Source organism: Streptomyces sp. NPDC039480 (genome assembly GCF_055597165.1).
The window spans coordinates 466,580-487,737 of the sequence record NZ_JBVITX010000007.1; the positions used below are offsets into that span (position 1 = coordinate 466,580).

Genomic DNA, 21,158 nt, shown 5'->3' on the forward strand with positions numbered 1-21,158 from the left:
CGGTCAGAGGTCCGACCGGGTCGCGGTCAGCGGGTGACCGGGGTGGCGGTCGTGTGGGTACGACGCAGGAAGCGGATCAGCGCCGACGCGTCGAACTGCACGACCGTCACCCCGTCGCGTTCGTGGAACTCCACGACCGTCTGGACCCGGCCGCACGGCCATACGTGCACCTCACCGGAGGTGACCGGGGCCCGCAGCCCCCGCTCCAGGAGCTGCCGGGCGAAGAGGCGGTGCGGGGAGCCGGGAAGGTCGATCCGCACGGTGTCCGGGTCGGCCTCCGGGTCGTAACGGAGGACGACGGACACGGCGCGGTGGCCCTCGGAGGAGTCCGTGACGAGGTGGGCGCGTGCGTACTGCTCGACTGCGGGCATCGCTGGACTCCTCATCCTTACGGGCACTTCCTCACCAATGTCCCATATGTACGGTAATTCGCCGCGGGTGGGCGGGCGGCCGGGCGGCGCGGCGGCGCGGTGAGGGGCGCGCGGGGGTGCGTAGCCGATTCGGGACCTTCGCGCTCTTGCAAACCGTTTGCAACAACGCACTATCCTTGAACGGTTCACGAGCCTTCCGCCCTGTCCAGGGCGCCTGCCCAGGAGCGCGCGCATGCATGTCCCCGACGGGTTCATCAATGTCCCGGTCTCCGCGGCTGCCGGGGTCGTGGCGGCGGGTGCCGTGGCCGTCAGCCTCAAAGGCGCCCGGCGTGAACTGGACGAGCGGACCGCGCCGCTCGCGGGTCTGGTCGCGGCCTTCATCTTCGCCGTGCAGATGCTGAACTTCCCCGTCGCGGCCGGGACCAGCGGACATCTCCTCGGCGGCGCGCTCGCCGCGATCCTCGTCGGACCCTTCACCGGGGTGCTCTGCGTCTCCGTCGTCCTGCTCATGCAGGGCGTGCTCTTCGCGGACGGTGGCCTCACCGCGCTCGGCGTGAACATCGCCGACATGGCGATCGTCACGACCGTCGTCGCCTACCTCACCTTCCGCGGCCTGGTGAAGGTGCTGCCCCGCGGGCGCCGCTCCGTCACCGTCGCCTCCTTCGTTGCCGCGCTGCTGTCCGTGCCGGCCGCCGCGATCGCGTTCACGCTCATCTACGCCATCGGTGGCACGACGGACGTCTCCATCGGCAAGGTCGCCACCGCCATGGTCGGCGTCCACATCCTGATCGGCATCGGCGAGGCCGCGATCACCGCGCTCACGGTCGGCGCCGTCATCGCCGTACGACCGGACCTGGTGTACGGGGCACGGGGCATGACGCAGCGGCTGAAGCTGCGGGTCGCCGGAGAACTGGTGGACGCCCCGGCTCCGGCTTCCGCCCCGGACCCGGCCCCTGCCTCCGCGCCGGTGGCCGCCTCCCGCTCGACCCGCCCGGTCTGGATCGCGGGCATCATCGCGTCCCTGGTCCTCGCGGGCTTCGTCAGCTTCTACGCCTCGGCCGACCCGGACGGCCTGGAAAAGGTCGCCCACGACAAGGGCATCGACAAGAAGACCGAGGAGCACGCCACCGCGGACTCCCCGCTCGCCGACTACGGCGTCAAGGACATCACCGACACCCGCCTCTCCGGCGGCCTCGCGGGCGTGATCGGCGTGGGCGTCACGGTGGTCGCGGGCACGGCGGTGTTCTGGGCGCTGCGACGGCGTCGTACGGGCGACGCCTCGCCGACCGCGGTGCCCGACGACGTCCCCTCCGAGAAGGCCTGACGTGGGTGCGGGGCACGCTCACCGGCTCTACCGGCACGGTCACTCGCCGGTGCACGCGCTGCCTCCGCACACCAAGCTCGCGGCGGTCTTCTGCTTCGTGCTCGTCGTGGTGTCCACGCCGCGCGAGGCGATGTGGGCCTTCGGGCTGTACGCGGTCCTGCTCGGCGTGGTCGCGTACGCCGCGCGCGTCCCGGCCGGCTTCCTGCTGAAGCGGCTGCTGATCGAGGTCCCGTTCGTGGCGTTCTCCGTGCTGCTGCCGTTCGTCGCGCAGGGCGAGCGCGTCGACGTACTCGGCGTCTCCCTGAGCGTCAACGGACTCTGGGGCGCCTGGAACGTCCTCGCCAAGGGAACGCTGGGCGTCGCCGCGTCCGTACTCCTCGCCGCCACGACCGAGCTGCGCTCCCTGCTGCTCGGGCTGCAGCGGTTGCGGCTGCCCCCGCTGCTCGTCCAGATCGCCTCCTTCATGATCCGGTACGGCGACGTGATCACGGACGAGATGCGCCGTATGAAGATCGCCCGGGAGTCGCGCGGTTTCGAGGCGCGGGGTGTACGTCAGTGGGGCGTCCTCGCCAAGTCGGCGGGCGCACTCTTCATCCGCTCGTACGAGAGGGGCGAGCGGGTGCACCTCGCCATGGTCAGCCGGGGCTATTCCCCCACTGCTAAAGGCGTGGGAGGTGCCCCCAGATCGATGCCGGTCATCGACGAGGTGACGGCCTCGCGGGCGCAGTGGACGTACGCGCTGACCCTGCCGCTCTCCGCACTTGTCGTATGCCTGTTGGGATGGACGCTGTGACCTCTGCACCCACCTCTGCCCCCTCTCTGGAAGTGGCCGGACTGGCCTTCGCCTATCCCGACGGGCACCAGGCCCTCTTCGGCGTCGACTTCACCGTCGCGCGCGGCGAGCGCGTCGCCCTGCTCGGGCCGAACGGCGCGGGCAAGACGACCCTCGTCCTGCATCTGAACGGCATCCTGGCCGGCGGCGCGGGCACGGTCGCCGTGGCCGGGCTGCCCGTCGGCAAGGAGCACATGGCGGAGATCAGGCGCCGGGTCGGCATCGTCTTCCAGGACCCGGACGACCAGTTGTTCATGCCGACGGTGCGGGAGGACGTGGCGTTCGGTCCTGCGGCGGCGGGGATGCGGGGGCCGGAGCTGGAGGCGCGGGTGGGGAAGGCCCTGGCGCAGGTGGGCATGGCGGAGTTCGCGGACCGCCCGCCGCACCACCTCTCCTTCGGGCAGCGGCGGAGGGTGGCGGTGGCCACGGTCCTAGCGATGGAGCCGGAGATCCTGGTCCTCGACGAGCCGTCCTCGAACCTCGACCCCGCGTCGCGCCGCGAGCTGGCCGACATCCTGCGCTCGCTGGACGTGACGGTCCTGATGGTCACGCACGACCTGCCGTACGCCCTGGAGCTCTGCCCGCGCGCCCTGATCCTCAGCGAGGGCGTCATCGCGGCGGACGGGCCGACGGGCGATCTCCTCGCCGACGAGGACCTGATGAGCGCACACCGCCTGGAACTGCCTTTCGGCTTCGATCCGAAGACGGTGAGGGCTCGCGGGTAGGGAATCGATGGGGTAGTGGGATGGTTGGCCTTGTCATGAATGACGTCATAGGTGGAGCCGTCGAAGGTGGAGCCGTCGTAGGTGGAGCCGTCATGGGTGGGGCGGTCACAGGTGGGCCGGTCACAGGTGGGGCCGCTCGGGTGCACGGCACGGTCGCGGCCGGGTTCGAGCCGGTACGGGACGCTTTCGTACGCAACTTCGCCGAGCGCGGGGAGCGGGGCGCCGCCGTCGCCGTGTACCGGGACGGGCGCAAGGTCGTGGACCTGTGGGGCGGGGCGAAGGACGTCGACGGGGACCTCGCGGCGGGCGACGCCCCGTGGGAGTCCGGCACCGCGCAGGTCGTCCGCTCGGCGACGAAGGGGGTGGCGGCGGCCGCGCTGCTCCTCCTGCACCAGCGCGGGGAGCTCGACCTGGACGCGCCGGTCGGCTCCTACTGGCCGGAGTTCAAGGCGCGCGGCAAGGAGCGCGTCCTGGTCCGGCATGTGCTCGCGCACCGCGCGGGGGTGCCCGCCCTGGACCGTCCGCTGACGCCCTCCGAGGCGCTCGACCCGGACCTCGCCGCCGCGGTGGTCGCGGCGCAGACCCCGTTCTGGGAGCCCGGCGAGGACCACGGGTACCACGCGCAGACGTACAGCTGGCTCACCGGCGAACTGGTGCGGCGCGTGACGGGCCGGCCCGTCGGGGAGTGGATCGCGGACGAGATCGCGCGGCCGCTCGGTGCCGACCTGTGGGTCGGGCTTCCCGACGCGGCGGCGGCGCGGGCCGGCCGCCTCGGCCCCGTCGAGCCGGCGCCGGCCGGGGCGGGTGGGGCGGGTGGGCTTCGCATGCGCCCGAAGCGGAATGTGGCGGAGGCGTACGCGGACCCCGACTCGCTCACCCGTCGTGCGTTCGGGGCGATCGATCCCCTGCCGGACGAGAACGATCCGGCCTACCGGGCGGCGGCCCTGCCTGCCTCCAATGGCATCGCCACGGCGGACGGACTTGCCCGTTTCTACGCCGCGCTGATCGGCGAAGTGGACGGGGCTCGGCCGCTGTTCGAGTCTTCCACGGTCTCGCTGGCGCGGGGCGAGGTGTCGGCGGGGCCCGACCGTGTCCTGGTCGTCGGTACGCGGTTCGGCCTCGGCTACATGCTCCACGGGGCGGCGTCGCCGCTCCTCGGGCCCGGCTCCTTCGGCCACCCCGGCCGCGGGGGCGTCCTCGGCTTCGCCGACCCGGAGTCGGGCCTGGCCTTCGGGTACGTCACCAATGGCATGAACAAGGGGGTTACGGCGGATCCGCGGGCGCAGGCGCTGGTCCGCGCGCTCCGCGACGCGATGTGACGTGTTACGGGGCGGGGCCCCGGCGCCGGGCGCCGCACCCGTCTTCGTACGCGCCTCCGGCACCGGGCACCCCCAACTCCCTTCGCCCCGCCAACTCCCCACCCACCCGCCCCACCGAGCCTTCGAGCAGACCACGGCCCGGGGCGACGTCGTCCACACCCCCCAACGGCCCCCCACCGCACCGCCCCCGCCCGGCCCCGTCAGCTCCCCACCCGCCCGCCCTTGCGGAGCCTTCGGACAGGCCCCGGGCCGGGGCGACGCCGTGGCCTCGCAGCGCCCAGCAGGCCCTGGTTCACCGCGCCGTCACCGCTTCCGCGCGGCCGAGCTCTGCGCGCCGTCACCGGCCGCGCGCGGCCGCGCTTCGCGCACCGTCACCCGCCCCGCGCGGCCGAGCCCCGCACGTCACCGTCCCCCGCCCGGTCCCGCCAACTTCCCCCACGCCCCTGCGTACTGCCGACGCGGCGACGCGGCGACGCCACAGCCGTGGCGCCGACCCGTGCTCAGGTGCTGATGCCCATCAGCGTGACCGTAGGGGCGAGCGTGCCGAGGATGCACAGGAGCCAGTACAGCGCCGGGTGCAGGCGCGTGCGGGCGGCGAGAGGGCGGTTGGCCAGCCACCACAGGAACCCGCAAGCGGCGACGAAGGAACCGAAGCCGACGAGGACGACAGCGAGGCCGTCGTTCTCTTCTGGCGCGGGGTGTGCCCAGGTCATGGCGATGTAGTAGAGCATCCAGATCGGGACGACGGCAGGGACGCCGAGCAGGAGGTTGACGCCCAATACGACGTACCACCGGCCGTTCATGGCGTCCCCGCCCCCGTGATCATCATCCATGTCGTCGGTGACAGTAACCGACGGCTGACGAGGGGCGGGGGCCGGTCAGGCCCCGTCCTTGAGCCGACGCAAGGCCAGCAGGCCGCCGATCCCCGGGACCAGGGCGCGCCACCGCGCGGCGCCCGAGGCGCGGGAGGCCCCCGCGTCCTGCGCAGCGGTCGTCGCCGGGAGCATCCATGTGGCCGCGATCACGACCAGATACGCCGTGCCGTGCAGCGGGCCGAGGAGGGACGAGAGCGGCCGGGCGTGGACGGTGAACAGGTTGGTGAGGAGGAGTGCCAGGGACACCGCCTCCGCGCCTGCCGCGATGCGGAGCGTGCGCAGGGTGAGCACGACAGTCACGCCCCCGTCGTGGAGCCGGGGCGGACGATCATCAGGACGGTGACCGTCGCCCAGAGGACGTTGAAGATGCCGGTGAGCATCGCCAGACGTGCCGTCGCGGGACGGACCGTCGCGAGGTCGACCGTCGCGGGGGCGACCGTTGCGGGGTCGACCACCGCGTCGCGGGCAACCCCCGGCGCCGACTCCGCGAGCTCCAGCAGACTCCGCTGCCCCGGCAGAATCACCAGCGCCAGAAGCCCCGCCGCGATCGCCGTCAGCAGGAGCGAGGCGATAAGCCACGCGTCGGTGAGGACGCCCAGCTGGGCCGCGGTGGCGATGCCGAAGACCGGGACGGCGAGGCCGGCGACGGCGTAGGCACGGCAGACGCGGTGCAGAAGCGCGGCGATCCCAGCGGCCCGACCGCGATCACCACTGTCGCCCCGCTCACCACTGTCGCCCCGCTCACCACTGTCACCCGCCCCCACACCGCCGCCAGGCTCCTCACCGCTCCCTGCTCCACGCCCCGTCCCTCCCAGCGCTCGCAGCGCGTACCGCGGAAACATCGACGCGGCGACGGTGATCGACCCGACGGCCAGGATCGCCACCAATACGTGGACGGACAACAGGAACTTGGTCACCGCGAGGCCTCCAAAACGAACCGGCCGGGGCTGCTCGGACCTGCCGCCACCCCATACATTGGCAGCCAACGCAATTACGTTGGCTGCCAATACATACACTGCCAACGCCTCTTTTGGGTAGGCTGCCTACTCATGAAGGCGGATGCGGTGCGAGGGCACCTCGACGGACTGCTGCTGGCCGTGCTGGAACCGGGCCCGCTGCACGGGTACGCGATCATCGCGGCGGTGCAGCGCCGCAGCGGGGGCGCGCTCGAGCTGCGTACGGGCACGATCTATCCGGCGCTGAACCGTCTGGAGCGCCTCGGCCTCCTGAGCAGCAACTGGCAGACGGTGGCGGGCGAACGACGCCGCAGGGCCTACGAGCTCACCGACGCCGGACGCGCCACGCTCGCCGGCGAACGGGCGGCGTGGAGCGAGTTCACGGCGGCGATCGGCTCGGTCCTCAACCCCGGCACGACGGCTCCCGGGCTCGCCACATGAGCGCCGCCGCGGGCCTGCGAACCGCCGACCCGGTCGAGGAGCACATCACGGCTCTGGCCGCCGCCCTGCACGGACCGGCCAAGGCGAAGGCCCGGCTGGTCGAGGAGATGCGCGCCGGCCTCGCGGACACGGCCGCCGCGTACGAGGACGAAGGGGCGGACGAGGCGGCGGCGGCTCACCGGGCGATCCGCGACTTCGGCACCGTCGACGAACTAGCCCCCGCCTGCCAACGCGAGCTGACCATCGCACAAGCCCGGCACACCGCCAGGACGGTCGCGCTCACCGCGCCTTTCCTGGTCGCCTGCTGGTACCTCGCCCGCACGGCGGGCGGCGGACCGTCGCCCGGGGAACTCGCGCACACGCCCCAACTGCTGGCGGTCCACCTCGCCTTCGTCGCGACCCTCGCCGCACTGCTCGCCGCGGCGACACTGGCCGCGACCGGCCCCCTCGCCCGCCGCCTGCCCACCCCGGACAGTGTCCCGGACCGGACCCCGCACCGACTGCCCCTCGTCGTCGCCTGGACCGGCACCACAGCAAGTGCCGCGATGGCCGTCGCGACCCTCGCCCTCGCCACGTCCGCCGCCCTGGCCACGAACTGGCCCCTGCTCACCGCCGCAGGAGCCCTGGCAGCGGCCTCCCACGCCGTCGTAGCCACCTCAGCCCGAGCCTGCCGCCGCTGCGCGACCCTGCCGGTCGCGGGCCTCGCGCTGGACTGAGCCGGCCCGAAGGCGCCGACTTTTGCCGGGGCACGCACCACGTGGGTGTCCAGGTTCTTCGGAACGGGAGTTTTGCGGATGTGGGCGTGATGTCGGCTGACCCGGGGCTACCTGAGAAGGACCGACTTGATCCCTATGACGAACTCGCCCCAGGGTCCCGGGGGGAAGACGAGAGTCGGTCCCCCCGGGTTCTTGCTGTCGCGTATGGCGCGGCCGCCGGATCCGGTGTGTGCGATCTCCAGGCAGTCGCCCTGCTGATCCGAGTAGGACGACTTACGGAACTCGGTGACGATCTCTGGGTTCACGGACTGCCATCCATCTCTTGTGATGTGGTGGTGAGGAGGTGCTGGATTCGGGCGGAGCTCTCCTCGGGCGACAGGGCGGCCGAGCGTAGTTGATCGAACACGTTCGCATAGAGAGCCAGGTCCTCCGGCGCTTCCACAACGGACGTATTGGCCACGTTTCGTACGGTCACCGCTTCGACGTTGGGCTCGACTCCGAAGGAGAAGGTGACGAATGCTCCGGACATTCCAGCTGCGTTGCTGGCCTCGGCCGGGAGGATCTGGATGGTGACGTTCTGCCGTTGGCTCGCGTCGCGCAGCTTCAGCAATTGCTCGCCACAGATTGACGCGTCATGAGCCAGGGCCAAGAGGGCGGGTTCCCAGATGATGGCGGTGAAATGTGCTCCACCCTCCTCGATCCGCTTCTGCCGCTCCTGTCGGACCTTGACCAACCGTCCGACTCGCTCAGCTGTGATGAAGGTCGGGCCCGACGTGATGACGGACTCGGCGTACGCGGGGGTTTGCAGCAGGCCAGGGATGAGGGCCGGCTCCCAGGAGCGGATGTACGTCGAGTCGCTCTCCAGCGTGATGTGGTCCGCGTAGTCGGGCCGGACGATCTCCTGGTAATCGAGCCACCAGCCACGGTCGTTGCTGGCGCGGGCCCACTTCTCCAGCCGCTCTCTTTCGTCCTGGTCCTGCACCCCGTAGCAGTCCAGGAGCGTCCGGACCTCCAGGGCTGAGGCCGACACCTGCCCCGCCTCCAGTCGGCTGACCTTGGTGACGGACTTCAGAATCGCTTCGGCCGCAGCCGACTGGTCCAGGCCGGCGGCTTCACGGTGCCGCTTGAGCGCCGTACCCAGCCTCCGGCTGCGGACCGTCGGCCTCCCACCTGCGGGCATGGTGTCTCCCCTCAACGTCTCGTTCAGTCTGCCGTGTTGGCGCTCCGAGCAGCCAGTCACCTTTGGCGTGGTGGCTGGTCGCAAATTTGCGAGAGAGCTACTTGCAGTAGTGGTTCGAACACCCCTAACTTGGCGTGGTGACGCTCCGCGTATCACTGCACGCTCAGTGTGATGTCAGGGCGCCACAAAAGAACCCCCGCAGCCGCTGGAACGGCCCGGGGGCATGGCCAACGCTTGGAGGAGCGCTGACATGACAGACCTTATCGCCCGTCTCTTCGAACCGTTGTTGCGGTTCTTGCTCCCTGCGACAGGGCGCCACAGAGGCGGACTGGCCTGCCCGCACGGCGGGTTTGGGCAGCCCGTCCCGCTCATCGAGGTGGACCTGCTCAACGGAGAGGACAACACGCTCGTCCGGCCTTACCTCATGGCCGACGAACTGCGCTTGCGGCGGCGGAGACGGGCGTTGTGGCTGGCCGTGCACGGCGTCGATGTCGGACCGAGGTTCATCCACGGCATGGAGGTGGCCTGATGGATGGAGGAACGGACGAGACGGTAGTGCTGCGGTGGCCCTGTCACCCGCGATCCGTGCGGCGGGCGCGAGAAGGGCTGCGGAAGGTCCTTGCCGGCTGGGAGTTGAGCGGTGTCGAGGACGCCGCGCTGCTCGTTCTCTCGGAGTTGTTCAGCAACGCCGTCGTCCATGGCGAGGTGCCCAGGGGGCGGGAGGTGGAGACCCGCTACCTGCGGATGGTCGACGGCGGCGTACGGATCGAGGTGTACGACGATGCCCCCGCGCTGCCGCAACCGATGTCGTTGCCCGGTGACGACGAGTGTTCGGGGCGTGGGCTGTTTCTCGTCGCGGCCTTTGCCGAGCGGTGGGATGTTGCCGAGCGGGACGGGCCCGGGAAGGTGGTGTGGGCGGAGGTGTCGGCACCTGTGTGAGTGAACGGGACGTAGAGGGGGAGGGGACGGTGGCTCGCCTTGCGTCGTCGCCCCCGCCGGGTGGCAGGTGGCGAGCCACCCAGTTGCGCACCGCTGACGGAGCTACCCCGCGTGCAGCATCAACCCGATCCCCGCCACCATCAACCCCGCCGCCACCAACCGCGGCGCCCCGAACCGTTCCTTGAAGAAGACCGCTCCGATGGCCGCGCCGACGATGATCGAGGATTCGCGGAGCGCGGAGATCGGGGCCAGGTCCGCCTTCGTCTGGGCCCACAGGACCAGGCCGTACGCCGAGACCGAGAGGGCCGCGCCGAGGAGGCCGACACCCGCGAACGGGCGCAGGCGCGGGAGCAGTTCGCCGCGCCAGCGGTACGCCGCGTACAGCGGGACCGCTACGCCCTCCAGCATCATCAGCCACGCGATGTAGCCCATCGAGGAGCCGGAGGCGCGGACGCCCAGGCCGTCCACCACCGTGTACGCCGCGATGGAGACGCCCGTCGCGAGCGCCGCGCCGATCGCCGTCCAGTCCGGGCGGCGCCCCGAACCCCGTATCCCCCACAGCGCGAGCCCCGTCAGGCCCGCGCACGACACCGCGACGCCCGCCGCCTGCCAGCCGTCGGGGACCTCGCCGGCGAAGACCGCCGCGAGCACGGTGACCACCAGCGGCGCCGTGCCGCGCGCGATCGGGTACGCCTGGCCGAAGTCACCGAGCTTGAACGACTTCATGAGCAGGGCGTAGTAGCCGACGTGGATCGCCGCGGAGAGGAGCAGGTAGGGCCAGGCCCCGGCGTCCGGGATCGGTACGAAGGGGGCCATGAGCAGGCCGATCAGCGTGCCGCCGCCGGATATGAGCGTGAAGCCGACCAGCTTGTCCGTGATGTGGTGGGCGATCGCGTTCCAGCTCGCATGCGTGACGGCGGCGAGCAGGACGGCCGCCGCGACCAACGGGGTCACGCCATCACCTTGTGGGCTCGCGCAGTCACTTCGCGGGTGTGTGCGGTCACCTCGCGGGCTCGCGCGGTCACTCCACAGGGCTGCACGGCCACTCCGCGGGCTCCCGCAGTCACTTCGCCGGCTCGCGCACGGCCACCAGCGTGCCGCCCGCGTGGGCGATCAGCGTCTTGGGGGCCATGGGGAAGACCGCGTAGGGCGTGCCGGCCGCCGCCCACACGACGTCGTGGTCGAGGAGGGAGCGGTCGGCGAGGACGCGGGTCTTCGTGGCGTGGCCGAACGGCGGTACGCCGCCGATCGCGTAACCCGTGGTCTGCCGGACGACGTCGGCCTTGGCGCGGGTCACCTTCTCCGCGCCCAGCTCCTGCCGTACGAGTTCGAGGTCGACCCGCGACGCGCCGTCCATCAGGACCAGTACGGGGACGCCGTCCGCCGCGAAGATCAGCGACTTGCAGATCTCGCTGAGCTCGCAGCCGATGGCCGCGGCCGCCTCCGCCGCCGTCCGGGTCTGCTCCGGGAAGCGGCGGACCCGGGGAAGCAGTTCGCCGAGGCCCAGGTCACGCAGGGCCTCGGCGAATCGGGGGTGGGCGTCGGACGCGCCGGAAGGCGTGGGTGTTGTAGCGCTCATGCCCCGCACGCTAGCGGTCCGTGTACGGGGCATGCGACCACGTATCCGTATAGCGGACAGAGTCGCCCACTCAGCGGTTTCGGGGCTCCCGGATGCCCCCGGCCCTCAGGACCCCGCCCGCAGCATCGCCCGCACCACCGGCCCCGCCGACTCCCCTCCATGCCCGCCCTGCTGGACCACCGCCGCCGACGCGAGGTCGCCGCGGTACGCGGTGAACCAGCCGTTCGGCTTCTTCTGGCCGTCGACCTCCGCCGAGCCGGTCTTCGCGCCCATGTCGGAGCCGAGGCCCCGCATCGGCTCCGCCGCCGTGCCCGCGACCGCCGTGTAGTGCATCAGTTCCCGCAGCGCCGACGCCGTCGCGCCCGACATCTTGCGGGGCGCCGTCGCGAGCGTGCGGTCGTCGATGTCGGGGGAGACCAGGTAGGGCTGCTTGAACGTGCCGGACTTCACCGTCGCCGCGACCGACGCCATGTTAAGGGGGTTCATGCGCACCCCGCCCTGACCGATCAGGGAGGCCGCCATCTGGGCGTCGCTCTGCACCGGCACCGCGCCGTCGAAGGACGGCACGCCGATCGACCAGTTGTCGCGGCCGAGCCCGAAGACCTCCTGGGCCTGCTTGGTCAGGGAGTCGTCGTCGAGTTTCTTCGCCTGGCTGATGAAGGCCGTGTTGCAGGACCGCGCGAAGCTCGCCCGGAACGTGCCGTTCTTGATCTGGAACTTGTCGTCGTTCTGGAACTTCCAGCCGCCGTACGTCTCGTACTTGGGGCACGGGTGCTTCTTGTCGACCCCGGCGAGCTTCTTCTCCAGGAGCATCGACGACGACACGACCTTCATCGTGGAGCCGGGTGCGAGCGAGCCCTGGAAAGCCGTGTTGAAGCCCGTGGGGTTCGAGTTCGCGGCGGCCAGGATCTCGCCCGTGCTGGGCTTGACGACGACCACGGACGCCCGCTTCCGCTTGGCGGTCTCGCGCTCGGCGGCGGACTGCAGCGAGCCGCTGAACGTCGTCTTCAGCGTGCCCGGCGTGCCCGGGGAGAGCGTCAGCAGCGTCTTGTCGGGCGTCGACTTCGCGTCGTCCTTCTTGCCGGACGCCTTGCCGGACGCCTTGCCGGCCGCGCCCCCCGCGGACTTCGCCGAGGCGTCGTCCGCCCGCACCACCCGCAGCTCGACACCCGCCTTGCCGCCCGCCTCCTTGCCGTACTTCTCACGCAGCCCGTCCAGGACCGTGCCCAGCGACGGGTACTTCGCCGCGGTCAGCTCGCCGCCGTCCCGGTCCACCGCCTTGATCGGCGGATCGCCCGCCTCACCGGTGACCAGCCGGTCGCCCGGCTGCTTCAGCTCCGGGTGCAGCACCGAGGGGCGCCAGCCGACCAGCGTCTTCCCGTCGCTCTTCCTGCGGACGACGGTGAGTTCGGACTCGTAGGACAGGGGCTTGCTCTGCTTCTTGTACGAGACGGTGGTGGCCGCCTTGAAAGGTACCTCTGCACCCGACCGCTTGCCCGGCGTCAGGCGGGGCTTCGTGAGGTGGCCGTCCTTGCTGTAGGACGTCAGGGCCTTCTCCGCCGCCGCGCGGTCGTCCGTGAGCGCCGCGGCCCGCGCCGCGTCGCCCTTGGCCCACGCGGTGAGGAACGCCCGTGCGGTGGTGCGGACTTCGGCGGCCGTCGGCGGGCCGGAGGCCACCGGCTTCTCGTCGACGGTCGACCCGTCGCCACCGGAACCGGTACCGGAGCCACCGGACAGCGCGAACGCGGCGGCCCCCACACTGCACAGGACCACGGCCGCCGCCCCGCCGAGCACACCCGGGTGCAGCCTCGTGTTCCCGACCCGCACGTTCCCCATGCGCACGTTCCCGACGCCGACGCTCTTGCGCTCGGTGGCGCGCCTTCGCTTGCCCACAAACCCTCCGCAGTTCCCCAGAACCCCCGGCTCTTCACCAGAACCCCCGGCTCGTCACCGGAAGGCCACCTTAGAGGCGTACGGAGAAGCCCTCGACCACTTCTTCGCCCGGCCGGGCGACGCGCCACCCGACCGATTACCCTGCGCCCAGCACCGCCGCCACGATCGGCCCCGCCGCGTCGCCGCCGTGCCCGCCCCGCTGGCTCATCGCTGCGGCCGCGACATCGCCCCGGTAGCCGGTGAACCAGCTGTCCGACTTCTCCTGGCCGTCGACCTCGGCCGATCCGGTCTTCGCGCCGATGTCGCTGCCGAGGCTCGCCATGGCCCGCGCGCCGGTGCCGCTCACCGCCGTGCGGTGCATCATCTGACGCAGCTGCTGGACGGTGGAGGCGCGCAGCCCCTGGGCGGTGGCCAGTTCACGGTCGTCGAGGGACTTCGGCACGATCACCGGCTGCCGGAAGGTGCCCGTCATCGCCGTCGCCGTGACCGACGCCATGTTCAGCGGGCTCATCTGGACCTCGCCCTGGCCGATGGCGTTCGTCGCGCGGTCGGGGCCGGCCGACGCGGGGACGGAGCCGTCGAAGGAGGGGACGCCGACCTGCCAGTCGTCCCCGCCCAGACCGAAGTTGTTCCGCGCCTCCTCGGTGAGCGAGGAGTCCGTGATGCCGTCCTCGTCGATGAGCTTCACGAACGCCGTGTTGCAGGAGCGCGCGAAGCTCTCCGAGAACGTCGCGGACTCGTTCGGGACCATGCCCTTCAGGTTGTGGATGGTCTGGCTCTGCCAGGTCGCGGTGGCCGGGCACGGGGCGGGCCCGTCCGCCTTGGCGACGCCCTTGTCGATGAACATCGCCGCCGTCAGGATCTTCATCGTCGAGCCGGGCGCCACCTTGCCGAGGAACGCCGCGTTGAACGCGTCCTTGCGGTTGTTGGCGACCGCGAGGATCTCCCCGGTGCTCGGCTTCACCGCCACCACGGACGACTCGTCGCTCCGCAGCACCGCCTGCTCCGCCGCCTTCTGCACGCCCGCGCTGAGCGTCGTCGGCAGCTTGCCCGGCTTGCCCTTGGCGAGGGTGAGCAGCACGCGGGAGCCCGCGTTCTCGTCCGCGTGCCGCACGTACAGCTCCACGCCCGGCTCGCCGCCCGCCTTGTCGCCGTACTTGGTGCGCAGCGTGTCCAGGATCGGGCCGAGCGAGGGATAGTCCTTCGGGCGCAGGACGGTGCCCGCGCGGTCCACGGCCTGGATGGGCGGAGTGGTGGCCTCGCCCGTCACGAGCGTGTCCCCCTTCTCCAGCGAGGGGTGGACGACGGCCGCCGACCAGTCGACGAGCGGGCGTCCTGTGGTCTTGCCGCGGACCACGGTGAGCTGCGAGTCGTACGCGAAGGGCTTGCTCTTGCCCTTGTACGACACCGTCGCCGACACGGAGAACGGCACCCGGGCGCCCGACGCCCGCTCGGGCGTCAGCTTCACCTTCGTCAGGTGCGCGTCCTCGCGGTAGCCGGTCAGCGCGGCCGCGGCCGCCTCGCTGTTGTTCGTGTACGCCGCGGCCTGCCGGGCGTCGCCGTCGGCCCACGCCGCGAGGAACTTCCGCGTGGTCTCCCGGACCTCGTCGCCCGTGGGCGGCCCTGTCTTCACGGCCGCCGGGCCGGAGCCCGACGAGCCGCCGTCCCCGGCGACGTCGTTCACGAGGTTGTACGCGCCGTATCCGGCGCCCCCCACCATGACGGTGAACACCCCGCCGACCAACGCGACCTTGACCCCTTTGCGCACGGTGCGCTCCCCTCCCCAGGTTCGCCATGAACCTTAAGCGGGTGGAGTGACGCAAGGGGCTTTCGTTATCCGAAGGTGTCCATTACACCCAGGTATCCAGCCACATTCGGGAACGCCAGGAATCGATGGGAATGGCCGTGCCGGTGTAGATCGGCCAGAAGTAGATGAAATTCCAGAGGATGAGCAGAACGACGACACCCGAAGCGGCGGCGCCCACCGTCCTGCGCCGTTCACTCGACCCCGGCGGGCCCAGCAGCGCGCCGATCGTCATCGCCACCGCGAGACACAGGAACGGCACGAAGACGACCGCGTAGAAGTAGAAGATCGTCCGCTCCTGGTAGAAGAACCAGGGCAGATAGCCCGCGAGGACGCCGCAGAGGATCGCGCCCGCCCGCCAGTCTCGGCGGAACACCCACCGCCACAGGACGTACACCAGCGCGAAGGCCGCCACCCACCACAGCATCGGCGTGCCGAGCGCGAGGACCTCGCGGGCGCACTTCTCCGTGGTGTCGGCCGGACAGCCGTCCTTGCCGGGCAGCGGCGACTCGTAGAAGTACGAGACGGGCCGGCCGTCGACGATCCAGCTCCACGGGTTGGACTGGTAGGTGTGCGGAGACGAAAGACCCACATGGAACTCGTACACCGCGTGCTCGTAGTGCCACAGGCTGCGCACCCAGTCCGGCAGCCACGTCCAGCTGCCGCCCTGCCCCTGGGTGGCCGCCCAGTTGCGGTAGTAGCCGCCGCTGCCGTCCGTCGGCGACAGGATCCAGCCGAGCCACGACACGACGTACGTGCACAGGGCCACCGGCACCGTCGACACGAACGCCGGGAGCACGTCCCGCCGCAGGACCGCGCGGTAGGGCCGGGCCGCCCCGGCCACCCGGCGCGCGCCCACGTCCCAGAACACGGTCATCAGACAGAGGAAGACCATGACGTACAGGCCGTTCCACTTCGTGCCGAAGGCGAGCCCCAGACAGAGCCCGGCCGCCCACCGCCACGGCCGCCACCCCAGACGGGTCGTCTCCGCCACATACGCGTCCGGTCGTACGATCCCGTCCGCGCTGTCGGGGTCCGTCGGCAGCGCCGCCGCCAGCCTCGCCCGCGCCTTGTCCCGGTCGATCAGGAAACACCCGAACGCGGCGAGCACGAAGAACATCAGGACCTGGTCGAGCAGCGCGGTCCTGCTCATCACGTAGTGCAGGCCGTCCACCGCGAGCAGCGCGCCCGCCAGACACCCCAGGAACGTCGAGCGGAACAGCCGCCGCCCGATCCGGCAGAGCATCAGGACGGAAAGCGTGCCGAGCACCGCCGTCATGAACCGCCAGCCGAACGGGTCGAAGCCGAACAGCCATTCGCCGACCCCGATCACGTACTTGCCGACCGGCGGATGCACCACGTACGCCGCGTCGTGCGGGATCGCGATGTCGCCGCCCTGCCGCAGGACGTCGTCGTTGATCTTCTCCGGCCAGTTGACCTCGAAGCCGCGGTGGATGAGCGCCCAGGCGTCCTTCGCGTAATACGTCTCGTCGAATATCACGGCCTTCGGATTGCCGAGGTTCCAGAACCGCGTCACCCCGGCGACGAGCGTGATCAGCAGCGGACCGACCCAGCCGGACCAGCGCACCACCTGCTCGGCGGCCGCCCTCGACAGACCGAGCGTCATCCACAGGCGGGGGCTCGGCTCCGTGTACGGCGGCACGAGGCGCGCCCTGACGTCCGCTCTGGGCCGCGCCGCATGGCCGAATCGGCGCAGCCGCCGCTGCCACGGGGGCTGCTGCTCCTCGGCTGCCTGGCCCCCGCGGGTGTCCGGGGAAGACGCGGTACTGGTCACCGCGCCATCGTAGGGAACCAGACTGTGCGAGTCCCGTCCGTGGGCCCTGCGAGGATGGATCCGTGACAGGAAGCGCAGATTCCCCCGGAACCCTGGTCCTCGCGGGCACCCCCATCGGCGACGTCGCCGACGCCCCGCCGCGGCTCGCCGCCGAACTGGAGGCGGCCGACGTCGTCGCCGCCGAGGACACCCGGCGCCTCCGCAGGCTCACCCAGGCGCTCGGCGTGCAGGTCGGCGGCCGGGTCGTCTCGTACTTCGAGGGCAACGAAACGGCGCGCACGCCCGAGCTGGTCGAGGCGCTGGTGGGCGGCGCGCGCGTGCTGCTCGTGACGGACGCGGGCATGCCGTCCGTCTCCGACCCCGGCTACCGCCTCGTCGCCGCGGCCGTGGAGCGCGACGTGCGGGTGACGGCCGTGCCGGGCCCCTCCGCCGTGCTCACGGCACTCGCCCTCTCCGGGCTGCCCGTGGACCGCTTCTGCTTCGAGGGCTTCCTGCCGCGCAAGGCGGGCGAGCGCCTCTCGCGGCTGCGGGAGGTGGCCGACGACCGGCGCACGCTCGTCTACTTCGAGGCCCCGCACCGCATCGACGACACGCTCGCCGCGATGGCCGAGGCGTTCGGCGAGGAGCGCAGGGCCGCGGTCTGCCGCGAGCTGACCAAGACGTACGAAGAGGTGAAGCGCGGCTCGCTGAAGGAACTCGCCGAGTGGGCGGCGGACGGCGTACGCGGCGAGATCACCGTCGTCGTCGAGGGCGCCCCGGAGAAGAGCGCCGCCGAGCTCACCCCCGACGAGCTGGTGCGCAGGGTGCGGGTGCGCGAGGAGGCGGGCGAGCGGCGCAAGGAGGCGATCGCCGCGGTCGCCGCCGAAGCGGGCCTGCCCAAACGCGAGGTCTTCGATGCCGTCGTCGCGGCAAAGAATGCGGATCGGGGCAGCCCATCGGCAGGCAAAGGACTATCGTGAAAAGCAAAGCGCGGACCGCGCACCAGGCTGCTTTCGGGCCTCTTTCCTAAGGGGAGGCCAAATCGGCTCCAATGCTCGACAGGTCTGATGCGCTCGCTCCGGGAAAGGCGTCCACTGGTCGCAGGGACGCACAGTGCTTGTCCCTCGGGCAAGAGGAGCAGCTGGCATGAGTGAGATCGCAGACACCGGCCACCCCACCACAGCGATGAATGTCGTGCGGGAGTCCTACGCTTTCGCCTGCATGCGGTGCGGCCACGGCTGGGAACAGTCCTACGAGATCGAGCACCACGTCGACGCCGCGGGCCAGGAATTCGTGATGTACCTCGCGGACGGCGCCCGCGTACCGTCCCCGCTGACCCGGCCCACGTGCCTGAACTGCGGGGGGCACGTCGTGCGGATCATGCGGGCGGGGCAGGTGTCCTCGGTCCTCGACATGATGCGGCAGCAGGCGAGCGGGGCCACGGCAGCGCGCCCCGGCAGCGGGGTGGGGAAGCCGGCCGGACCCGTGGACCCTGTCGGGCCCGAGGACGGCGGTGACGTGCGGGAGCGGCACCACTGGCACCTCGCCGACCTGCTGCACCCCTTCCAGCACCGCAAGGGACAGTAGGGCCCGAGGCCGGCACCGCAAGGGACAATAGGGCCGTAGGGCCCGAGGTGGTTCTCCGGAGCGCTTCGTAGGATCGGAGCATGCCTTCGAAGAACGCCGACGCACCGCCGCCCCTGCCCGAACCGCTCCGGGTGGCGGTCGCCGACTCCCACACCCACCTCGACATGCAGTCGGGCACGGTGGAGGAGGCCCTGGCCAAGGCCGCGTCCGTCGGCGTCACGACAGTCGTGCAGGTCGGCTGCGACGTCCGCGGATCCCGGTGGGCGGCCGACACCGCCGCCGCGCACGACAGCGTGCACGCCGCCGTCGCCCTCCACCCCAACGAAGCGCCCCGCATCGTCCTCGGCGACCCCGACGGCTGGTCCCGGCAGGGCGCGCGCGAGCCGGGCGGCGACGCGGCCCTCGACGAGGCGCTCGCCGAGATCGACCGGCTCGCCGCACTGCCGCACGTGCTCGGCGTCGGCGAGACCGGCCTCGACCACTTCCGCACCGGCCCCGAGGGCATGGCCGCGCAGGAGCGCTCCTTCCGCGCGCACATCGAGATCGCCAAGCGGCACGGGAAGGCGCTGGTCATCCACGACCGCGAGGCCCACGAGGATGTGCTGCGCGTCCTGAAGGAGGAGGGCGCCCCCGAGCGCACCGTCTTCCACTGCTACTCCGGCGACGCCGACATGGCCCGCGTCTGCGCGGAACACGGCTACTTCATGTCCTTCGCGGGCAACGTCACCTTCAAGAACGCGCAGGGCCTTCGGGACGCGCTGGCCGTCGCCCCCCTCGACCTCGTCCTCGTCGAGACCGACGCGCCGTTCCTGACGCCCGCGCCCTACCGCGGACGGCCCAACGCGCCGTATCTGGTTCCGGTCACGCTGCGGGCGATGGCCGAGGTGCGCGGCATCGACGAGGACACCATGGCCACGGCGGTCGCCGCGAACACGGCGCGCGCCTTCGCCTACTAGGACCGTCCCGACCGTCCCTTTCCGACTGTCAACGTCGCGACGTCGAGTAGTCGCGCTGCTTTGGAGAGTGACGAGAGCTCCGCTAGGTTCTGTGCGCCCGGTACGTACCCCCTGGAGCGTCGGCGTGAGCAATTCGCAGTACGAGACGTACGAGATGTACGAGACGTATGCGCCATACGAGCCGTATGGCGAGCCGCAGAGCGGAGTGGGGGAGGACACGGCGTACGACGTGCCGTACGCCGGGTCGTACGCCGCGTCGTATGCGGAAGCCGCCACGCTGCCGCGGCAGGCGGCGGCGCCTGGTGGAGGTCGGGCGGGGGCGCGGCGGGCAGCGCGCGGCAAGAAGGGGCTCGGCAAGAGGGGGCTCAGGGCGTCCGGGGCTGCTCCCGGGCCCGGGCCCGCGTCCGAGTCAGCGCCCGGGTCGGCGCCCGGGTCGGCGTCCGAGCCCCCGTCGGAGCCCGCGGCCGCCGAGCGGCCCGAGGTGATCCGGCGACTGCTGCCGCAGGCCCTCGTCGTCGCCTTCCTCGCGGGCGGCACGTCCGCGTTCGTCGCCAACGACAAGGCCGTCCAGCTCATCGTCGACGGCAAGCCCCGCACGCTGCACACCTTCGCGGACGACGTCGGTGAACTCCTCGCCGACGAGGGCGTGGACGTCGGCACCCACGACATCGTCGCGCCCGCGGCCGGGACCGCACTCGCCAGCGGCGACGAGGTCGCCGTCCGCTACGGCAGGCCCGTCCACCTCACCCTCGACGGGCAGCGCCGCCGGGTGTGGACCACGGCGCGGACCGTGGACGGGGCGCTGCGGCAGCTCGGGGTGCGGGCGGAGGGGGCGCATCTGTCGGCCTCGCGCAGCAGCCGCATCGGCCGGGACGGGCTCGCTCTCGACGTCCGCACGGAACGCACCGTCACGATCATGGCGGACGGACGGGAGCGGACCATCCGCACGAACGCGGCGACCGTGCGGGAGGCCGTCGCCGAGTCCGGGGTGACGCTGCGGGGGCAGGACACGACGTCGGTCCATCCCGACAGCTTTCCGCGCGACGGGCAGACCGTGACCGTCATGCGGGTCACGGGGTCGAGGGAGGTGCGCGAGGAGGCGATCCCCTTCGAGGTGGAGCGGAGGGAGGACGCGTCGCTGTTCCGCGGCACGGAGGTCGTGGCGCAGGCGGGGCGGCAGGGGGTCAGACGGGTCACGTACACGGTGCGCAGCGTCAACGGCGTCAAGCAGAAGCCGCGGCGGGTCGGGTCCGAGGTGGTGCGGGAGCCGCAGAAACGGATCGTGAAGGTCGGCACGAAGCAGCGGCCCATGGCGGTGGCCGGGGCGGACGGTCTCGACTGGGGGTCGCTCGCGCGGTGCGAGTCGGGTGGGCGGCCCGGGGCGGTGGATCCCTCCGGTACGTACGGAGGGCTCTACCAGTTCGACACGCGGACCTGGCAGGGGCTCGGCGGTTCGGGCCGCCCCCAGGACGCCCCGGCGGCGGAACAGACGTACCGCGCAAAGAAGCTCTACATCCAACGCGGAGCAACCCCCTGGCCCCACTGCGGCCGCCACCTCCACGGCTGACGACTCGACGGGGGGCGCCCCTACCCCCGCGGGCCGTGGCGGGCATCCCCCACCCACCCGCCCTTACCTCCGCAGGCCGTGGCGGGCATCCCCCACCCACCCGCCCCTATCTCCGCAGGCTGTGGCGGGCATCCCCCACCCACCGGCCCCTACCCCCGCGGGCCGTCGCGGGCATCCCCCCACCGGCCCCCACCCCGGCAGGCCGTCGAGGGCAACCCCCCACCCACCCACCCGCCCCCACCTCCGGCAGGCTGTGGCGGGCATCCCCCACCCACCGGCCCCTACCCCCGCTGGACGTCGCGGGGTAAACGGGTGGGTGG

General features: G+C 71.8%; 23 protein-coding genes. 12 read left to right on the forward strand and 11 right to left on the reverse strand.

The annotated features are described in order from the left end of the window. Positions 1 to 26 precede the first annotated feature (26 nt). The gene (locus ACZ56E_RS24040) at positions 27 to 371 is read right to left on the reverse strand and encodes an SsgA family sporulation/cell division regulator (protein WP_468610278.1); all 345 of its coding nucleotides are present in this window, start codon (positions 369 to 371) and stop codon (positions 27 to 29) included. Between the two features lie 232 nt (positions 372 to 603). Here ACZ56E_RS24040 and ACZ56E_RS24045 point away from each other — a divergent pair, with 232 nt between their 5' ends. From ACZ56E_RS24045 to ACZ56E_RS24060, 4 genes are all read left to right on the forward strand, one after another. Continuing rightward, entirely contained in the window at positions 604 to 1,695 is a 1,092-nt protein-coding gene (locus ACZ56E_RS24045) for an energy-coupling factor ABC transporter permease (RefSeq protein ID WP_471217156.1), read from the forward strand. A 1-nt stretch (position 1,696) separates the two neighbouring features. Continuing rightward, positions 1,697 to 2,488, forward strand: a complete 792-nt coding sequence (gene cbiQ / locus ACZ56E_RS24050) for a cobalt ECF transporter T component CbiQ (RefSeq protein ID WP_471217158.1) — start codon at positions 1,697 to 1,699, stop codon at positions 2,486 to 2,488. Continuing rightward, positions 2,476 to 3,252, forward strand: a complete 777-nt coding sequence (locus tag ACZ56E_RS24055) for an energy-coupling factor ABC transporter ATP-binding protein (RefSeq protein ID WP_471217160.1) — start codon at positions 2,476 to 2,478, stop codon at positions 3,250 to 3,252. Before cbiQ ends, ACZ56E_RS24055 begins: the two co-directional genes overlap by 13 nt. 92 nt (positions 3,253 to 3,344) lie before the next feature. Further along, a complete protein-coding gene (locus tag ACZ56E_RS24060; RefSeq protein WP_471217161.1) occupies positions 3,345 to 4,571 on the forward strand; it encodes a serine hydrolase domain-containing protein in 1,227 nt (408 codons plus the stop codon). A 500-nt stretch (positions 4,572 to 5,071) separates the two neighbouring features. Here the strand turns inward: ACZ56E_RS24060 and ACZ56E_RS24065 are convergent, their stop codons facing one another. Genes ACZ56E_RS24065 through ACZ56E_RS24075 form a run of 3 tightly spaced genes read right to left on the reverse strand, consistent with a single transcriptional unit; the run spans position 5,072 to position 6,363 of the window. Continuing rightward, positions 5,072 to 5,404 carry a hypothetical protein gene (locus ACZ56E_RS24065; RefSeq protein ID WP_471217163.1) on the reverse strand — a complete coding sequence of 111 codons (333 nt, stop codon included), beginning with the start codon at positions 5,402 to 5,404 and terminating at the stop codon, positions 5,072 to 5,074. A gap of 45 nt (positions 5,405 to 5,449) precedes the next feature. Next, entirely contained in the window at positions 5,450 to 5,746 is a 297-nt protein-coding gene (locus ACZ56E_RS24070) for a hypothetical protein (protein WP_471217165.1), read from the reverse strand. After that, positions 5,743 to 6,363: a hypothetical protein gene (locus ACZ56E_RS24075; RefSeq protein WP_471217167.1), complete on the reverse strand. Its 621-nt coding sequence runs from the start codon at positions 6,361 to 6,363 to the stop codon at positions 5,743 to 5,745. The genes ACZ56E_RS24070 and ACZ56E_RS24075 overlap by 4 nt, the downstream gene beginning before the upstream one ends. A 132-nt stretch (positions 6,364 to 6,495) precedes the next feature. Between ACZ56E_RS24075 and ACZ56E_RS24080 the strand changes: the two genes are divergently transcribed. Beyond that, entirely contained in the window at positions 6,496 to 6,843 is a 348-nt protein-coding gene (locus ACZ56E_RS24080) for a PadR family transcriptional regulator (protein WP_471217168.1), read from the forward strand. Next, on the forward strand, positions 6,840 to 7,559 hold the full coding sequence (locus tag ACZ56E_RS24085; protein ID WP_471217170.1) for a permease prefix domain 1-containing protein: 720 nt from the start codon (positions 6,840 to 6,842) through the stop codon (positions 7,557 to 7,559). The genes ACZ56E_RS24080 and ACZ56E_RS24085 overlap by 4 nt, the downstream gene beginning before the upstream one ends. 107 nt (positions 7,560 to 7,666) lie before the next feature. Here ACZ56E_RS24085 and ACZ56E_RS24090 read toward each other — a convergent pair whose 3' ends face one another. Together ACZ56E_RS24090 and ACZ56E_RS24095 are read right to left on the reverse strand one after the other, a co-directional pair. Continuing rightward, complete coding sequence (locus ACZ56E_RS24090; protein WP_471217172.1) at positions 7,667 to 7,864, reverse strand: DUF397 domain-containing protein; 198 nt, start codon at positions 7,862 to 7,864, stop codon at positions 7,667 to 7,669. Next, on the reverse strand, positions 7,861 to 8,739 hold the full coding sequence (locus ACZ56E_RS24095; RefSeq protein ID WP_471217174.1) for a helix-turn-helix domain-containing protein: 879 nt from the start codon (positions 8,737 to 8,739) through the stop codon (positions 7,861 to 7,863). The genes ACZ56E_RS24090 and ACZ56E_RS24095 overlap by 4 nt, the downstream gene beginning before the upstream one ends. A gap of 250 nt (positions 8,740 to 8,989) precedes the next feature. Here ACZ56E_RS24095 and ACZ56E_RS24100 point away from each other — a divergent pair, with 250 nt between their 5' ends. Together ACZ56E_RS24100 and ACZ56E_RS24105 are read left to right on the forward strand one after the other, a co-directional pair. Next, a complete protein-coding gene (locus ACZ56E_RS24100; RefSeq protein ID WP_471217176.1) occupies positions 8,990 to 9,268 on the forward strand; it encodes a hypothetical protein in 279 nt (92 codons plus the stop codon). Beyond that, positions 9,268 to 9,678 (forward strand): ATP-binding protein, encoded by a 411-nt coding sequence (locus ACZ56E_RS24105; protein WP_471217178.1) that lies wholly within the window; start codon positions 9,268 to 9,270, stop codon positions 9,676 to 9,678. Before ACZ56E_RS24100 ends, ACZ56E_RS24105 begins: the two co-directional genes overlap by 1 nt. 102 nt (positions 9,679 to 9,780) lie before the next feature. Here ACZ56E_RS24105 and ACZ56E_RS24110 read toward each other — a convergent pair whose 3' ends face one another. The 5 genes from ACZ56E_RS24110 to ACZ56E_RS24130 all read right to left on the reverse strand — a co-directional run bounded on the left by ACZ56E_RS24110 (position 9,781) and on the right by ACZ56E_RS24130 (position 16,749). Continuing rightward, positions 9,781 to 10,632 carry a DMT family transporter gene (locus ACZ56E_RS24110; protein ID WP_468610246.1) on the reverse strand — a complete coding sequence of 284 codons (852 nt, stop codon included), beginning with the start codon at positions 10,630 to 10,632 and terminating at the stop codon, positions 9,781 to 9,783. A gap of 109 nt (positions 10,633 to 10,741) precedes the next feature. Beyond that, on the reverse strand, positions 10,742 to 11,257 hold the full coding sequence (locus ACZ56E_RS24115; RefSeq protein WP_471217180.1) for a YbaK/EbsC family protein: 516 nt from the start codon (positions 11,255 to 11,257) through the stop codon (positions 10,742 to 10,744). A 105-nt stretch (positions 11,258 to 11,362) separates the two neighbouring features. Then, positions 11,363 to 13,093 carry a penicillin-binding transpeptidase domain-containing protein gene (locus ACZ56E_RS24120; RefSeq protein WP_471217231.1) on the reverse strand — a complete coding sequence of 577 codons (1,731 nt, stop codon included), beginning with the start codon at positions 13,091 to 13,093 and terminating at the stop codon, positions 11,363 to 11,365. 193 nt (positions 13,094 to 13,286) lie between these two features. Then, on the reverse strand, positions 13,287 to 14,918 hold the full coding sequence (locus ACZ56E_RS24125) for a penicillin-binding transpeptidase domain-containing protein (protein WP_471217182.1): 1,632 nt from the start codon (positions 14,916 to 14,918) through the stop codon (positions 13,287 to 13,289). Between the two features lie 82 nt (positions 14,919 to 15,000). Beyond that, complete coding sequence (locus ACZ56E_RS24130; RefSeq protein ID WP_471217184.1) at positions 15,001 to 16,749, reverse strand: dolichyl-phosphate-mannose--protein mannosyltransferase; 1,749 nt, start codon at positions 16,747 to 16,749, stop codon at positions 15,001 to 15,003. A gap of 62 nt (positions 16,750 to 16,811) precedes the next feature. Between ACZ56E_RS24130 and rsmI the strand changes: the two genes are divergently transcribed. The 4 genes from rsmI to ACZ56E_RS24150 all read left to right on the forward strand — a co-directional run bounded on the left by rsmI (position 16,812) and on the right by ACZ56E_RS24150 (position 20,838). Then, a complete protein-coding gene (gene rsmI / locus ACZ56E_RS24135) occupies positions 16,812 to 17,708 on the forward strand; it encodes a 16S rRNA (cytidine(1402)-2'-O)-methyltransferase (protein ID WP_471217186.1) in 897 nt (298 codons plus the stop codon). Between the two features lie 166 nt (positions 17,709 to 17,874). After that, on the forward strand, positions 17,875 to 18,315 hold the full coding sequence (locus tag ACZ56E_RS24140; RefSeq protein WP_471217188.1) for a hypothetical protein: 441 nt from the start codon (positions 17,875 to 17,877) through the stop codon (positions 18,313 to 18,315). Between the two features lie 80 nt (positions 18,316 to 18,395). Further along, the gene (locus tag ACZ56E_RS24145) at positions 18,396 to 19,271 is read left to right on the forward strand and encodes a TatD family hydrolase (protein ID WP_471217190.1); all 876 of its coding nucleotides are present in this window, start codon (positions 18,396 to 18,398) and stop codon (positions 19,269 to 19,271) included. Between the two features lie 124 nt (positions 19,272 to 19,395). Then, complete coding sequence (locus ACZ56E_RS24150) at positions 19,396 to 20,838, forward strand: ubiquitin-like domain-containing protein (protein WP_471217192.1); 1,443 nt, start codon at positions 19,396 to 19,398, stop codon at positions 20,836 to 20,838. Positions 20,839 to 21,158 lie beyond the last annotated feature (320 nt).

Excerpts from the sequence above, each read along its gene's own strand:
- ACZ56E_RS24040 (WP_468610278.1), bottom strand. The coding sequence starts at position 371 with ATGCCCGCAGTCGAGCAGTACGCACGCGCCCACCTCGTCACGGACTCC.
- ACZ56E_RS24045 (WP_471217156.1), top strand. The coding sequence starts at position 604 with ATGCATGTCCCCGACGGGTTCATCAATGTCCCGGTCTCCGCGGCTGCC.
- ACZ56E_RS24055 (WP_471217160.1), top strand. The coding sequence starts at position 2,476 with ATGGACGCTGTGACCTCTGCACCCACCTCTGCCCCCTCTCTGGAAGTG.
- ACZ56E_RS24060 (WP_471217161.1), top strand. The coding sequence starts at position 3,345 with ATGGGTGGGGCGGTCACAGGTGGGCCGGTCACAGGTGGGGCCGCTCGG.
- ACZ56E_RS24065 (WP_471217163.1), bottom strand. The coding sequence starts at position 5,404 with ATGGATGATGATCACGGGGGCGGGGACGCCATGAACGGCCGGTGGTAC.
- ACZ56E_RS24080 (WP_471217168.1), top strand. The coding sequence starts at position 6,496 with ATGAAGGCGGATGCGGTGCGAGGGCACCTCGACGGACTGCTGCTGGCC.
- ACZ56E_RS24085 (WP_471217170.1), top strand. The coding sequence starts at position 6,840 with ATGAGCGCCGCCGCGGGCCTGCGAACCGCCGACCCGGTCGAGGAGCAC.
- ACZ56E_RS24095 (WP_471217174.1), bottom strand. The coding sequence starts at position 8,739 with ATGCCCGCAGGTGGGAGGCCGACGGTCCGCAGCCGGAGGCTGGGTACG.
- ACZ56E_RS24100 (WP_471217176.1), top strand. The coding sequence starts at position 8,990 with ATGACAGACCTTATCGCCCGTCTCTTCGAACCGTTGTTGCGGTTCTTG.
- ACZ56E_RS24105 (WP_471217178.1), top strand. The coding sequence starts at position 9,268 with ATGGATGGAGGAACGGACGAGACGGTAGTGCTGCGGTGGCCCTGTCAC.
- ACZ56E_RS24115 (WP_471217180.1), bottom strand. The coding sequence starts at position 11,257 with ATGAGCGCTACAACACCCACGCCTTCCGGCGCGTCCGACGCCCACCCC.
- ACZ56E_RS24120 (WP_471217231.1), bottom strand. The coding sequence starts at position 13,093 with ATGGGGAACGTGCGGGTCGGGAACACGAGGCTGCACCCGGGTGTGCTC.
- ACZ56E_RS24140 (WP_471217188.1), top strand. The coding sequence starts at position 17,875 with ATGAGTGAGATCGCAGACACCGGCCACCCCACCACAGCGATGAATGTC.
- ACZ56E_RS24145 (WP_471217190.1), top strand. The coding sequence starts at position 18,396 with ATGCCTTCGAAGAACGCCGACGCACCGCCGCCCCTGCCCGAACCGCTC.